This window comes from Bacillus cereus group sp. BfR-BA-01360 (assembly GCF_022663595.1).
GTDB lineage: Bacteria > Bacillota > Bacilli > Bacillales > Bacillaceae_G > Bacillus_A > Bacillus_A cytotoxicus.
This window is the reverse complement of record NZ_JAKUFV010000020.1, coordinates 50096-64340: the sequence shown is the minus strand read 5'-3', so window position 1 is coordinate 64340 and position 14245 is coordinate 50096. Positions and strand designations below refer to the sequence as shown.

Genomic DNA, 14245 nt, shown 5'->3' with positions numbered 1-14245 from the left:
GGTCACCACTTTTGGAGGATTAGCTCAGCTGGGAGAGCACCTGCCTTACAAGCAGGGGGTCGGCGGTTCGATCCCGTCATCCTCCACCATAATATGTCGGAGGGGTAGCGAAGTGGCTAAACGCGGCGGACTGTAAATCCGCTCCTTCGGGTTCGGCAGTTCGAATCTGCCCCCCTCCACCATTAAAAAAATAACCTAATTAAGGTTTATTTTTTTGATAAGACAAGTATATTAGTAAATATTAATGGGCTATAGCCAAGCGGTAAGGCAACGGACTTTGACTCCGTCATGCGCTGGTTCGAATCCAGCTAGCCCAGCCATTTACGAGCCATTAGCTCAGTTGGTAGAGCATCTGACTTTTAATCAGAGGGTCGAAGGTTCGAGTCCTTCATGGCTCACCATTTTTGCGGAAGTAGTTCAGTGGTAGAATACAACCTTGCCAAGGTTGGGGTCGCGGGTTCGAATCCCGTCTTCCGCTTTATTCATTCGGGGCCTTAGCTCAGCTGGGAGAGCGCCTGCCTTGCACGCAGGAGGTCAGCGGTTCGATCCCGCTAGGCTCCATAAAAAAGCTTACATCAAATGGATGTAAGCTTTTTTTTTATTATAATTTAAAAGAAAATACAATCTAATATTTTACTATAGATGATGGGGGAAAGGAAATGAAAATTGTTATTGCTTCTGATTCGTATAAAGAGAGTTTGCAAGCAAGTGAAGTATGTACAGCCATTCAAGAAGGGTTCAGTGCAATTTTTCCAAGAGCAGAGTATGTAAGAATACCGATTGGAGATGGCGGCGAAGGAACGGTTCAATCGCTCGTGAATGCGACGGGAGGGGATATCATTTCTACTTCTGTCACAGGCCCTCTTGGAGAGAGTGTAGAAGCGTTTTATGGTATCTCTAAAGATAAAAGAATAGCGTTTATTGAAATGGCGGCAGCATCGGGGTTACATCATATTCCACTTAAGAAGCGAAACCCACTTATTACAACTACAAAGGGAACTGGAGAACTCATATTACATGCTTTAGACCAAGGGGTAAAGCATATTATATTAGGACTTGGAGGAAGCGGAACGAATGATGGAGGAGCGGGTATGTTATCTGCTTTAGGGGTTCAGTTTTTCAATGCGGCTAGTGAAAGAATAGAACCTGTTGGTGGGAATTTACATTGTATTGAAAGTTTTCAACTTTCTAAGTTAGATTCACGCTTAGCACATGTCAAGTTAGAAGCTGCCTGTGATGTTGATAATCCATTAATAGGAGAAAAAGGGGCCTCTTTTGTATTTGCAAAACAAAAAGGGGCTACCATGGAGGTTATGGGGAAGCTTGAAGAAAATTTGCAGCATTATTCTTGTCTATTGAAAAAACAATTACATATTGATGTAGCAGAAATTCCAGGGGCTGGGGCAGCCGGCGGAATGGGAGCGGCAGTTGTGGTACTAAAAGGAAAACTTCGCAAAGGGATTGAAATTGTTTTAGATGCAATACGCTTTCATGAGCAGTTAATAGATGCGGATCTTGTTATAACTGGCGAAGGAAGAATTGATGCACAAACAGCTTATGGCAAGGCTCCTGTTGGAATTGCCAAGCGTGCTAAACAGTACCATATACCAGTTATAGCGATTGGCGGATCTGTTCTTGCTAATCATGTCTCAGTCCATAAAGAAGGAATTGATGCTGTTTTTAGTATAGCAACAAAGCCAATGTCTTTAGAAGAAGCATATCAATCAGCTAAGGAAAACATTCAAATAACGGCGAGAAATATTGCAGCAGTATGGAAATTAGCATCGGAAAAACATCTCTAAGTATAGGGATGTTTTTTATATGGGGAAAAGGCGATAATGCTTAGTCTACTTTATACAAAAATATATGTAGAAATATTAATTTCAAAGGACATAAGTGTGAATAAGGTGTATATCCATACAAAAAAATGTAGAGTTGAGTCAGACTATATAAAAGATTTAAAATATTTAGCGAAGGCATAAAAGGGGGATACTATCGATGAAGAAAGAAATTTCAATTATTGGAGTTCCAATGGATTTAGGACAACTGCGTCGCGGAGTTGATATGGGGGCAAGTGCCATTCGTTATGCAGGAGTAATTGAAAGAATTGAGCACATTGGATATGACGTGAAAGATATTGGGGATATACATATTGATAGAGAGAAAGAGGTAGATGGAAATACAAAATTAAGAAACCTTACACAAGTTGTAAAAGTTTGTAATGAATTAGCAAGTAAAGTTGATCATATTATAGAAGAAGATCGTTTTCCGCTTGTACTAGGCGGCGATCATAGTATAGCGATTGGGACACTTGCAGGGGTAGCAAAACATTATAAAAATTTGGGTGTGATTTGGTATGATGCACACGGTGATCTAAATACAGAAGAAACTTCACCGTCTGGAAATATTCATGGCATGTCGCTTGCTGCAAGTTTAGGATATGGACATCCTTCACTCGTCAATTTATATGAAGCGTATCCAAAGGTCAAAAAGGAAAACATCGTAATTATCGGTGCACGCGCATTAGATGAAGGAGAAAAAGACTTTATCCGTAATGAAGGAATTAAAGTGTTTACAATGCATGAAATTGATCGTATGGGTATGACGGCTGTTATGGAAGAAACGATTTCTTATTTATCACATACAGATGGTGTTCACTTATCTTTAGATTTAGATGGTTTGGATCCACATGATGCACCGGGGGTTGGCACACCTGTAATTGGTGGTCTATCCTATCGTGAAAGTCATTTAGCAATGGAAATGTTAGCTGAAGCTGACATAATTACGTCCGCCGAATTTGTGGAAGTAAATCCAATTTTAGATGAGAGAAATAAAACTGCAACGACGGCTGTTGCATTAATGGGTTCTTTGTTCGGTGAAAAACTGAAATAAATGTAAGAAAAGCGGCTGAAATGCTGCTTTTTTTATTTTAAAATAGGAGTATAATAATGAGTTATATTGTACGTTATATTATAAAAGTTTGACATCTTACCAATTTAATCCAAAGGAGGGATGGTGTTTGTAATTGTCGCTTCTTTCATGTATGGTATAATTAACTAGTTGTTGGAAATACATACAGATAGAGCATAAATTTAATATTTTAATATATGAATGAAATTGCTCATAAGTAGGAGGAAGGGTTAGCATGCCTTTTGGAGATATGCCTTTTTTACAATATCTCAGTACGATATTAGATATCGCCGTTGTGTGGTTTGTTATATATAAGCTAATTCTTGTAATTCGTGGTACAAAAGCTGTTCAACTTTTGAAGGGGATTACAGTTATAGTTGTTGTTCGTATATTAAGTTTTTTCCTTGATTTACATACGTTATATTGGTTGACAGACCAAGTGATAACGTGGGGGTTTTTAGCAGTTATTATCATCTTCCAACCGGAAATCCGAAGAGCGCTTGAACAATTAGGCCGAGGTAGTCTATTCTCTCGCACGATTAGTCATGAGGAAGATGAAGCTGAAATTGTTGCTACAGCAGTATCGAAAGCAACCGAATATATGGGAAAACGAAGAATTGGTGCATTGATTACATTATCTAAGGAAACTGGAATGGGAGATTATATAGAAACAGGGATTCCTTTGAACGCAAATGTTTCATCGGAATTGCTCATTAATATTTTTATCCCGAATACACCTCTTCATGATGGAGCGGTTATTATGCAAGGAAGCACGATTAAAGCAGCAGCGTGTTATCTTCCATTATCAGAAAGTCCTTTTATTTCTAAAGAGCTAGGAACGCGTCATCGAGCTGCAATGGGTGTAAGTGAAGTGACAGATAGTATTACTGTTGTTGTATCAGAAGAAACAGGTCAAATTTCTTTAACGAAAAATGGCGAATTACATCGTGATTTAAAGGTAGAGCAGTTGAAAGAAATGCTTTTGGCAGAGTTTAGTGGTGGTGATATGAAGACAACTTCTTCATCTTTATGGAATTGGAATTGGAGGAGAAAACGTCATGGATAAGTTAATGGAGAACCATTGGTTTTTAAAAGGAATCTCATTACTATTGGCGTTGATGCTTTTTATGTCAACAACCATAACAGAAAAGAATAATACTGCCAATATATCACCTTTTGCTGGTGATACAAAAGAAACGTTAACGGACTGCCCTATCAAAGTAGATTATGACACAGACAAATACATTGTTACCGGTATCCCAAGTCAAGTAAAGGTGAAATTAGAGGGATCTAAGGCCTCTGTTGCTGCTATAAAAGCCAAAAATAAAGTTGAGATTCCCGTGGATTTACGCGGTTACAAAAAGGGAACATATGAAGTTCCGCTTAAAGCGGTGAATCTTCCGAGTAATGTAAAGGCAACTGTTCAACCATCTAAAATTAAAGTTGCCATTTATAATAAAGCGAAAAAGTATGTTTCTGTAGATATGAAGTTGTCCAATGAAGATCGATTGCAGTCTGGTGTGAGCATTGATAGAGCCGCTCTGAAACCGAAACCTGATACAGTTGAGGTAGTGGGAACGGAAGAGGAAATAGATAGCATTGCTTCTGCTCAAGCATATGTTGATGTAAAAGATATTAACAAAACAGTCACAAAAGAAGCGGAAGTTATGATATATGATAAAAATGGAAAACGTTTATATTTAAAAACGAGTCCTTCTAAGGTAAGTGTGACGGTTCCGGTTGTTGCACAAACGGGAGAAAATTCTAGTGAAAAAACCGTACCGCTAAACTATATAAAAAAAGGAAATGTGCCAGAAGGTTTAGCGGTTACGAATATCAGTCTTCAACCGAGCGAAGTGACAATTTCGGGTCCAAAAGACGTTTTGGATAATATAAAAACAATAGAGGGGGTCGAAGTAGACTTGAGTAAAATAACAGAGTCTACAACATTCGATGCCTCTGTTTTATTACCAAAAGGTGTCACGAGCGCAAAGCCTAACCAAGTAAAGGTCTCTGTTCATGTACACGCGCAGAAAGAACAAACAAAACATAAGACAGTTGATGGTATTCCAATTCAAAAAAATGGTCTTGCAAATGATATGACTGCGCAAATCATTTTCCCGCAAAGCGGAAAGATCAGTGTTGATATTTCAGGAGAAGCTAGTATAGTAGAAAAAATAACAGCGGCACAAATAACAGCTGTAATAAATCTACAAGGTTTGTCTTCAGGAACACACGATGTTTCCATTCAAGTTAGTGGTCCAAGTAATGTTTCAATAAATGCAAAACAAAAAAGTGCAAAGGTTACTCTTGGAAAGAAAGAACAACCAAATAAAGAAGTACAAGGTAACATAGAGCAATCTAATTCACAAAAAGGAAACGAAAGTGAAGCAGAAAAGTCAAAAGAGCAAGATAAAGAAACAGAACAAAATAATGGGACAGGAAAAGAAAATACAACAGAGGAACCAAAAGAGCAAGATAAAGGAGAGAATAGTAATGGGTAAATATTTTGGAACAGATGGTGTACGCGGTGTTGCAAATAAGGAATTAACACCAGAATTAGCATTTAAAATCGGTCGCTTTGGTGGTTATGTATTAACAAAAGATACAAATCGTCCAAAAGTTATTATCGGTCGTGATACACGTGTATCTGGCCATATGTTAGAAGGAGCTTTAGTGGCAGGTTTACTATCAATTGGTGCGGAAGTTATGCGTCTTGGTGTTATTTCAACTCCTGGAGTTGCTTATTTAACAAAAGCGTTAGATGCACAAGCAGGTGTTATGATTTCAGCATCTCATAATCCAGTACAAGATAACGGAATTAAATTCTTTGGTGCAGATGGATTTAAATTAACAGATGAGCAAGAAGCAGAAATTGAGGCGTTATTAGACAAAGAGGTTGATGAATTACCACGTCCAATCGGAACAAACCTTGGACAAGTGAACGATTATTTTGAAGGTGGGCAAAAATATTTACAATACATTAAACAAACTGTAGAAGAAGATTTCTCTGGTCTACATATTGCTTTAGACTGTGCACATGGTGCGACATCTTCTCTAGCACCATATTTATTTGCAGACTTGGAAGCTGACATTTCAACAATGGGAACTTCACCAAATGGGATGAACATTAATGATGGTGTTGGATCGACTCATCCAGAAGGATTAGCAGAGTTAGTAAAAGAAAAAGGTGCAGATATCGGCCTTGCATTTGATGGAGATGGAGACCGCTTAATTGCAGTAGATGAAAAAGGAAACATCGTTGATGGAGATCAAATTATGTATATCTGTGCGAAATACATGAAAGAAACTGGTCAACTAAAACATAACACAGTTGTTTCGACTGTTATGAGTAACTTAGGGTTCTATAAAGCGTTAGAAGCAAACGGTATTACAAGTGATAAGACAGCAGTGGGTGATCGCTACGTAATGGAAGAAATGAAACGTGGTGGCTATAACCTTGGCGGTGAGCAATCAGGTCATATTATTATGCTGGATTACATCACAACTGGAGATGGTATGTTAAGTGCACTTCAGCTTGTCAATATTATGAAAGTGACGAAAAAGCCATTGTCTGAGCTTGCAAGTGAAATGAAAAAATTCCCACAACTATTAGTAAATGTTCGTGTAACAGATAAAAAATTAGCATTAGAAAATGAAAAAATTAAAGAAATTATTCGTGTAGTAGAAGAAGAAATGAATGGGGATGGCCGCGTTCTTGTTCGTCCTTCTGGAACAGAGCCACTTATTCGTGTAATGGCAGAAGCACCAACACAAGAGCTTTGCAATGAGTATGTACATCGCATTGTAGATGTTGTAAAAGCTGAGGTTGGAGCTGAATAATTCGCCGATTTTCTTGAAAAAGGAGCACATTTTGTGTTCCTTTTTCATAATGTTTTATAGGTAATGAAAAAAATTTCATTGACGGTTTATGTTGTTTGTTATAAGATGGTCTTGTTCTTTTTCTCAATGTAAATATAAGAGTGATTAAAGCGCCAGAACTACAAATTGTGTAGTTGACGAGGAGGAGTTTTATCGAGATTTCGGCGGATGACTCCCGGTTATTCATCATAACCGCAAGCTTTTATTTAAATCACTGAGGCGACTTGGTGGACAAAGATAAAAGTGTGATGAGAGAAAAGGGACGGATGAATACTAGCTGTATAAATGTTATACGGACTGGAAACCAATCGAGAGGAAGGTGAAAGCCGTTACAGATTTACAGAGCTAGCAATATGTAATCCGTTTTTTATGAAAAATAATGAGATTGGACGAGGTCGTTACATGTTCGCAGGGCAATGTAAGCATTTGTAACGGCGACTTAAACATGTGTGGAATTGTAGGATTTATTGGAGAGAAAGATGCAAAGGAAATTTTATTAAAAGGTTTAGAGAAGCTAGAATACCGTGGATATGATTCAGCAGGTATTGCAGTACAGACAGAGAACGGTGTTGTTGTGTACAAAGAAAAAGGTCGTATTGCAAAACTTCGTGAAATCGTAGATGAAAATGTAGCAACAAGCGTGGGAATCGGTCATACACGTTGGGCAACACATGGTGTTCCAAGTAAAGTAAATGCGCATCCGCATCAAAGTACATCAAAACGCTTTACGCTAGTTCATAATGGTGTAATTGAAAACTATGAATTAGTGAAGAACGAATATTTACAAGATGTAACGTTTGTAAGTGAAACAGATACAGAAGTTATCGTTCAACTTATCGAACAACAAGTAAATACAGGTTTAAATGTAGAAGAGGCGTTCCGTAAAGTTTTATCTCTTTTACATGGTTCTTATGCAATTGGTTTACTTGATGCTGAAAATCCAAACATGATTTATGTTGCTAAAAACAAAAGCCCGCTATTAGTAGGTGTTGGCGACAACTTTAAAGTTGTTGCGAGCGATGCAATGGCGATGTTACAAGTTACAGATCAATTTATCGAATTAATGGATAAAGAAGTCGTAATCGTAACAAAAGAAAGCATTACAATTAAAAACTTACAAGGTGAAACGATTGAACGTGCACCATTTACAGCGGAATTAGATGCAAGTGATATTGAAAAAGGAACATATCCTCACTTCATGCTGAAAGAAATTGATGAGCAACCACTTGTAATCCGTAATATTATTCAAAAGTATCAAGATGAAAATGGCGAGATTGAATTAGATGAAGAGATTCGCAGTGCGATTTTAGCGAGCGATCGCATTTATATCATTGCATGTGGCACAAGTTACCATGCAGGTCTTGTTGGAAAGCAATTTATTGAGAAATTTGCAAAAGTACCTGTAGAAGTGCATGTCGCAAGTGAATTCTCGTATAATATGCCACTATTAACAGAAAAACCTTTCTTCATTTACATTTCACAAAGTGGTGAAACAGCAGATAGCCGTGCCGTACTTGTGCAAACAAATGAAATGGGTCATAAAGCATTAACAATCACAAATGTACCAGGTTCAACACTTTCTCGTGAAGCTGATTACACGCTTCCTTTATATGCGGGGCCTGAAATCGCAGTTGCTTCTACAAAAGCATATACAGCACAACTTGCCGTACTTGCAATCTTAGCAGCTGACATTGCAAAAGCAAAAGGTGAAGTTCTTGATTTTGACTTAACACACGAATTAGGACTTGTAGCAAATGCAATGGAAGTACTTTGTGATCAAAAAGAAGAAATGGATGCACTGGCAAAACAATTCCTAGCAACAACACGCAACTGTTTCTTTATCGGACGTAGCGTAGACTTCTATGTAGGTTTAGAAGGGGCGTTAAAGCTAAAAGAAATCTCTTACATCCAAGCTGAAGGATTTGCTGGAGGAGAGTTAAAGCATGGTACAATTGCGTTAATTGAAAAAGGTACACCAGTTATCGCACTTGCTACACAAGAGCACGTAAACCTAGGAATTCGTGGTAACGTAAAAGAAGTAGTAGCGCGCGGTGCAAACCCATGCATCATCTCTATGAAAGGCTTAGAAATGGAAGGCGACAGCTTCGTACTACCAGCTGTACACGAAGCACTAGCACCACTTGTAGCCGTAGTTCCATTACAACTGATCTCATACTACGCAGCACTTCACCGCGAGTGTGACGTTGATAAGCCGCGTAACTTAGCTAAATCTGTTACTGTTGAGTAAGGGATTGGAGAGTTAGTGTTTGTTGTTGTGAAGTGACAAGAAAGTTATACACATCACAAGAAAGTTGTACAGTTTACAACAAGGTTATTCAAAGCACAAGAAAGTTATACATTTAGAAATGAAGCTACTAGTTAGATTAAATGAGAAAAAGCATGGCAATTTTATGTCATGCTTTTTCTCATTTTTTATTTGTTTAATTCGTTTATCACCTTTTTCTGTAACCTTGGTGTTAATTTGTTCATTATCCTATCTAATTGATTATTAAATAATAGAAACTTTGCATCTAACATTAGATAATAAGTAGCATCATTTATATAAAATGAATGATTACCATATCGTGTTTTTATTCTATCCCATTTATCTCTATTTGTATTGAGTTCACTGATGTATTGCTTACAAATCTCATTATCTATGCGGTATATATCTTTTGTTTTAAAATTTAATTGTCCTTTTGGGTCTTTGTTAAAAAATAAAACTTCATTTTCATACTGCAGACTACTTGCATAAGGATTTTTCTTTCCATATTTAGTTAAAATAAAATCTGGGTGCATGAGTATGTTTTCAGCAGGAATCTTAAAACATATTTTTATTGGATGTCTACTACTTCCGTATGTTATATCTAAGTTTTTATGTGAATGTTCTCCAGAGAGTAAAATGTTAGTTTCAAAGTTAAATTGATATTCTGGATCATCTAAATGACCTATTTCAAATTGACGTAAAACCTGTACTAGCTCAATTGTATTTAAGACACGATATACTTCTACAAACCCACCTTCCTTTATCAAATTACATCTTTTTAGCATATATTGTGTATGTTCATATATCTTTTTCATTTCAGTAACAGCTTCAAAAAACATTTGATCTGAAATAGAATTTGCCAAAGACAAGGTTTCTTCAAAAATTTTAGGGGTTTGTGTATGTTTATGATGAACCGGCATATAGAAGGTTTCTTCATATCCTAATCGTCTGTGAATTTGAAGAGCAAATTTAATAATTGATGTTAAATAATACCTTGTAAAATTGTAAAAAGGACTATGTAGTGTATATCCAGTGATCCTTGTACCATTAATTTCTCCACTTTCAATACATGCGTTAATTAATTCCGATTTAATACGATGGCGGTAAAGGTTAGTTTGTTTTGATCTAGAAGTAGCTAAATAAAAATGATTGTCTTGTTCTATAGTTTTGCTCATAATATGCACCCTTTCAAAGAATAAAAATTATTTCAATGCAAGTTTGCCACAATTATATAATACATAAAAGGATGGTATAAAGCATATAAAGTTTGAAAATTCATAAAAATGTTTTTTTTTGTAAATTTAACAGGGAATTCTAATAACTTAAGTGATAAAATAGAAGAAAAGGAATAGGAGGTAAAGTAATGAAATTAGATGGTCTTGTAAATTTATATGGAGAGATGAAAAAACAAGAAATAAAGAGATGTAGATTTGATTTTACTTTCAATAAAGTAACTTTTGATGTTTTCTTTTTTATTGATGAGACACCTTTTAAATTAATGTTTGGAGCAAAACTAAAAAACTTTTATTTTGAATTAGATGTAACTTCTGGCTTTAATATTAATACTTATCTAGGTGAAAAATATAATGAACTATGTGACGTATTAGGTCTAGAATATAATCCAGATACCCCTTTTAAATCTAGCTATTTCTTCGAAGAGTTTAACCGAAGAATACCTATAACGGTAAATAAAAATAATTACCCACAACCACACGAGGTGGCTGAATATAGAAAAGATGTTGAAGAATCTGAAAAAATATACTTTTGGGGATGGTTAAATCATGGTGAGTCAGGTAATAGCGTAACTCTAGAAAATCTAAAAAAAACAGAAAAAATATTGGGTGTAGATGCATATAAAACCTGTAAACTTAGAAATATTAGTAGTAGGTGGACAGACGATCGCAGCAAAGCGTTAGCTTATTCAAAACCTCAATAACGAAATAGTGTTGGAGAAAATAAGAAAATGAAGAAGTATAATTCAGTAGTAGAGTGGAATAGAAGAATAAAGCTCTTTCCTGAATAATAAATATTTTTGTAAGATTGTTTGGAAGAGGATTATGAATTGTATAAAAATAGCTAATTTTAAAATATAGGGAAAAGCATAACATTTTGATGTTATGCTTTTTATTTTATATATTCATATGCAGCTTCACAGGGTATACAATATATAGTTTTGGTGACTCTATACAAATTCTATATATTGTGTTTGTTTTTGTGTGGTGGTATAATTACTCTTTGGATTAGGAAGATATTGTATGAAATATAAGGAGCTAAAGTGTAAGAAAGAATAGTTAAATAAGAAGAATTTATATAAATGAGCAATTATGTATTATAAGTTAGATGAATAGAGGGGCAGTAGATGAATTCTAAAGCAGATGTAATTTTAGAAATATTTGAAGAAAAGCTGTTGAAACACTATGATACTAATGTTATCAGGGCATCTCAGATACAAATGGCACTAGATATTGGAGAATTTTTGGAGTCTAGTAAGAAAGTAATGATTATTGAGGCACCAGTAGGGACAGGGAAGTCATTAGGAGCATTAGTTCCAGTCTTGGTAGATCGGAAATATAATACATTTGATAAAAGGGGTATTATGTATGCTACTGCCACTATTAACTTACAAGGACAGCTAATGAGGAGTGAAATTCCACTATTACGTAAACTGGGGTTAGTAAATAACCCAATTGTTGCAAAGGGAAAATCACATTATTATTGTCATTTTAGGATGAAGAATTCAAGTCAAAAAAGAGAAAATGAATTATTTTCGCGTGCAGATCAACATGTTTTGGAAAAGTTTTTTCGATTAAGTAAGACGGGGCAAAGGAGCGAATTAGAAGAGGAACATGGCTTTAACATAGAGGATGAAAAATGGAAAAGAGTTGAGTTATCTAATAAGTCTAATTGTAGGGCTTGTCAATTTTCAATGGTATGTCCGACGATTATACATCGGAGAAGATTTAAAGCAATTGAAAATGATGTAGTTATAACTAATCATGATCAACTAATTAATTCGTTTTTAAATGCAATGGATATGGATAGTATTTATGAGCCAGTACTAAAAACTGATATGGGGTTAGTGATAATTGATGAAGCTCACGATTTTTTGGAAACATTTATTGGTCGTTTAGAAAAAACCTTTACTCTGTCTTATTTGAGGAATCTTGAAAAATATATAGAGCGAGATAATTATAAGTGGAAAAAAGCTGTAGATAGATTAAGAGCATGGGTAAAAAGGAACAAAGAATATAATAAGAAGTCAGATGCGGGGCGCTACTTGTTAACAGACTTTGTTTTTTCTATTTTAAAGACGCTACAAAAAATCTTAAATGAAAATCTATTTGAGGCAAAGTACCGAAGGGCTGAAATACTGGATGAATTGTCTGGTATTCTCCATAGATTTTTACAGAAGGAGAAGTATACATCTTGGATAAGCTTAGAAGATGGTGAATTTCATGTCATAGAAAATAATTATAAAGAGGTATTCCGACAGATGTTAGATTATATTAAGAATTCCAATAAAATTATATTTATGTCGGGTACCCTTACGGTGAATAAAGATTTTTCTTATATTAAAAATCAGTGGAATATTAAAAGTGGAGAAGCGGTAACAAAAGTTTTAAATAGTCCATTTGATTATAAGAATCAAGCACTTATTTACATACCTAAGAAATTAGGTAATCCTAATAAAGATGAGTTCATAGAAAATGCATTAGAAGAGATTCGTAAATTACTGAGGTTGACAGGGGGACGCACGCTTCTTTTAAATACCTCCAAGGACCATATGGATGAATTTTATAATGGAATCAAAGTAGAATTAGCGACTTCTAACGTTCCATTATACAAACAAGGAGAAAGTGGAGTTGAAAATTTAACTAAACGTTTTAAAGAATTAGAAGAGAGTGTGTTAGTTGGATCCGGTAGTTTTTTCTCTGGGTTTTCAATAGCAGGAAATTCTTTAACATCAGTTATTATAAATAAGTTACCATTTCCAGCTTTTAATGATCCTATTATAGAGTTAATGAGTATGGGAATTAAAAAGGAAGATAGGTTTAAAAAAGTTAGTTATCCAATGATGATAAATAAGTTAGATCAAGCGGTAGGGCGCTTAATTAGAAGTATTGAGGATTATGGAATTGTTACAATACTTGATGAGCGTATTTATACATCTCAAGGGTATGGTAAGGATGTGAGAGAGTTATTAGAAGAACAAGGGTATGTACTGACTAGATCCTGGGAAGAGGTAGAATCTTTTTATATTAAAAAGTTAGAAAAAGGAGCAGAAGCTGAATATAAACCATATAACAGAGAAGCATTAGATATTGGAAATTTATTAAGCCGTCCTAACCGTAAATTATTAGCTAAAACACAGAAGAGAAAACATACAAAATTGAAAAAAGTGAAAATGTATGAACCTAAGAAGATAAAAAAAGATCAAAAGTTATTCTTAGAAAAGGTATGTAAAGATGCTAATTTCAAAATTATTCTCAATGGAACTACAGAGCTTGTATTTAAAGAAGTCTGTATTAGTTTAGCTATGGAGAAACTTCCTATTCCTCAAACAATGAAGGGTTTTCCATATAGAGATATTGAAGAGAAAGAAAAGCTTAGCCAATATTTAGATTTTAAAGTAGCTAGTAAGACAGCAGAAGAAATCTATAAGGAAAATGAAGTGAAGACAACAAAAAATAGAGTAAATAAAGACCAAAGAGAATTTTTAAAGAATCTCATGGAAAAGGAAGGAATAACAGGTTCTATAAAGAGAGAAGTAACCGATGCTTATAAGGTAATATACGATGAACTATACAGTAATTGGAAAGATGTGTCGTATTTAAGGGGATTTTTTCCATATCAAGATGAAGAAGAAAAAAGAGAGTTATTTGCTTATCATGGGGGAACGAGGAAAAGGGCATATCCTTTATGTACGCAATTAGGATGTAGTGGTGAATGTAGTGAACAGGAGCATAAGCAAATAATAACTTATCTTATCCATACCTATGGTGCTACAAAGATTGAATATATGGGGAGAAAAGGGAAACAACGAATTCTAATTGAACCTATAGAAATATTAGATCAAGAAGAATTTCGACCAGATTCACTGTTGCAAAATGTTTAAAAGTAAAAAAACTCAAAAGCGGTACAAAACAATTTGTATCGTTTTTTATTATTTATCAAGATTAAGTAGTA

General features: G+C 35.2%; 9 protein-coding genes, 6 tRNA genes and 1 pseudogene. 15 read left to right on the top strand and 1 reads right to left on the bottom strand.

All coding sequences use genetic code 11. The features are described from left to right. The first annotated feature begins 13 nt into the window (after nucleotides 1-13). The 13 genes and pseudogenes from MR056_RS16680 to glmS all read left to right on the top strand — a co-directional run bounded on the left by MR056_RS16680 (nucleotide 14) and on the right by glmS (nucleotide 9040). A tRNA-Val gene (locus tag MR056_RS16680) sits at nucleotides 14-89 on the top strand. 9 nt (nucleotides 90-98) lie between these two features. Continuing rightward, nucleotides 99-182: transfer RNA gene (locus tag MR056_RS16675), tRNA-Tyr, on the top strand. Nucleotides 183-245: 63 nt separating this feature from the next. Next, a tRNA-Gln gene (locus MR056_RS16670) sits at nucleotides 246-320 on the top strand. 5 nt (nucleotides 321-325) lie between these two features. Beyond that, a tRNA-Lys gene (locus tag MR056_RS16665) sits at nucleotides 326-401 on the top strand. Between the two features lie 5 nt (nucleotides 402-406). Continuing rightward, a tRNA-Gly gene (locus MR056_RS16660) sits at nucleotides 407-478 on the top strand. A gap of 10 nt (nucleotides 479-488) precedes the next feature. Beyond that, nucleotides 489-561, top strand: a tRNA-Ala gene (locus tag MR056_RS16655). Between the two features lie 98 nt (nucleotides 562-659). Beyond that, on the top strand, nucleotides 660-1802 hold the full coding sequence (locus tag MR056_RS16650; protein ID WP_087097531.1) for a glycerate kinase: 1143 nt from the start codon (nucleotides 660-662) through the stop codon (nucleotides 1800-1802). Nucleotides 1803-1998: 196 nt separating this feature from the next. Next, a complete protein-coding gene (rocF, locus tag MR056_RS16645; protein WP_048721382.1) occupies nucleotides 1999-2892 on the top strand; it encodes an arginase in 894 nt (297 codons plus the stop codon). 253 nt (nucleotides 2893-3145) lie between these two features. Then, a complete protein-coding gene (gene cdaA, locus MR056_RS16640; RefSeq protein WP_011983283.1) occupies nucleotides 3146-3976 on the top strand; it encodes a diadenylate cyclase CdaA in 831 nt (276 codons plus the stop codon). Beyond that, complete coding sequence (locus MR056_RS16635; RefSeq protein ID WP_011983284.1) at nucleotides 3969-5414, top strand: CdaR family protein; 1446 nt, start codon at nucleotides 3969-3971, stop codon at nucleotides 5412-5414. Before cdaA ends, MR056_RS16635 begins: the two co-directional genes overlap by 8 nt. After that, on the top strand, nucleotides 5407-6753 hold the full coding sequence (gene glmM, locus MR056_RS16630) for a phosphoglucosamine mutase (protein ID WP_011983285.1): 1347 nt from the start codon (nucleotides 5407-5409) through the stop codon (nucleotides 6751-6753). Before MR056_RS16635 ends, glmM begins: the two co-directional genes overlap by 8 nt. Before the next feature lie 287 nt (nucleotides 6754-7040). Continuing rightward, a pseudogene (locus MR056_RS22465) lies at nucleotides 7041-7224 on the top strand (hypothetical protein). A gap of 13 nt (nucleotides 7225-7237) precedes the next feature. Beyond that, nucleotides 7238-9040 carry a glutamine--fructose-6-phosphate transaminase (isomerizing) gene (gene glmS / locus MR056_RS16625; protein ID WP_041809361.1) on the top strand — a complete coding sequence of 601 codons (1803 nt, stop codon included), beginning with the start codon at nucleotides 7238-7240 and terminating at the stop codon, nucleotides 9038-9040. 185 nt (nucleotides 9041-9225) lie between these two features. Here the strand turns inward: glmS and MR056_RS16620 are convergent, their stop codons facing one another. After that, nucleotides 9226-10233, bottom strand: coding sequence for a hypothetical protein (locus MR056_RS16620; RefSeq protein WP_086692652.1), 1008 nt, complete (start codon nucleotides 10231-10233; stop codon nucleotides 9226-9228). Nucleotides 10234-10421: 188 nt separating this feature from the next. On the opposite strand from MR056_RS16620, the gene MR056_RS16615 reads away from it, so the two are divergent. Further along, nucleotides 10422-10994, top strand: coding sequence for a DUF6037 family protein (locus MR056_RS16615; protein ID WP_086692650.1), 573 nt, complete (start codon nucleotides 10422-10424; stop codon nucleotides 10992-10994). 423 nt (nucleotides 10995-11417) lie between these two features. After that, nucleotides 11418-14174: an ATP-dependent DNA helicase gene (locus MR056_RS16610; RefSeq protein ID WP_086692648.1), complete on the top strand. Its 2757-nt coding sequence runs from the start codon at nucleotides 11418-11420 to the stop codon at nucleotides 14172-14174. The last annotated feature ends 71 nt before the right edge of the window (nucleotides 14175-14245 follow it).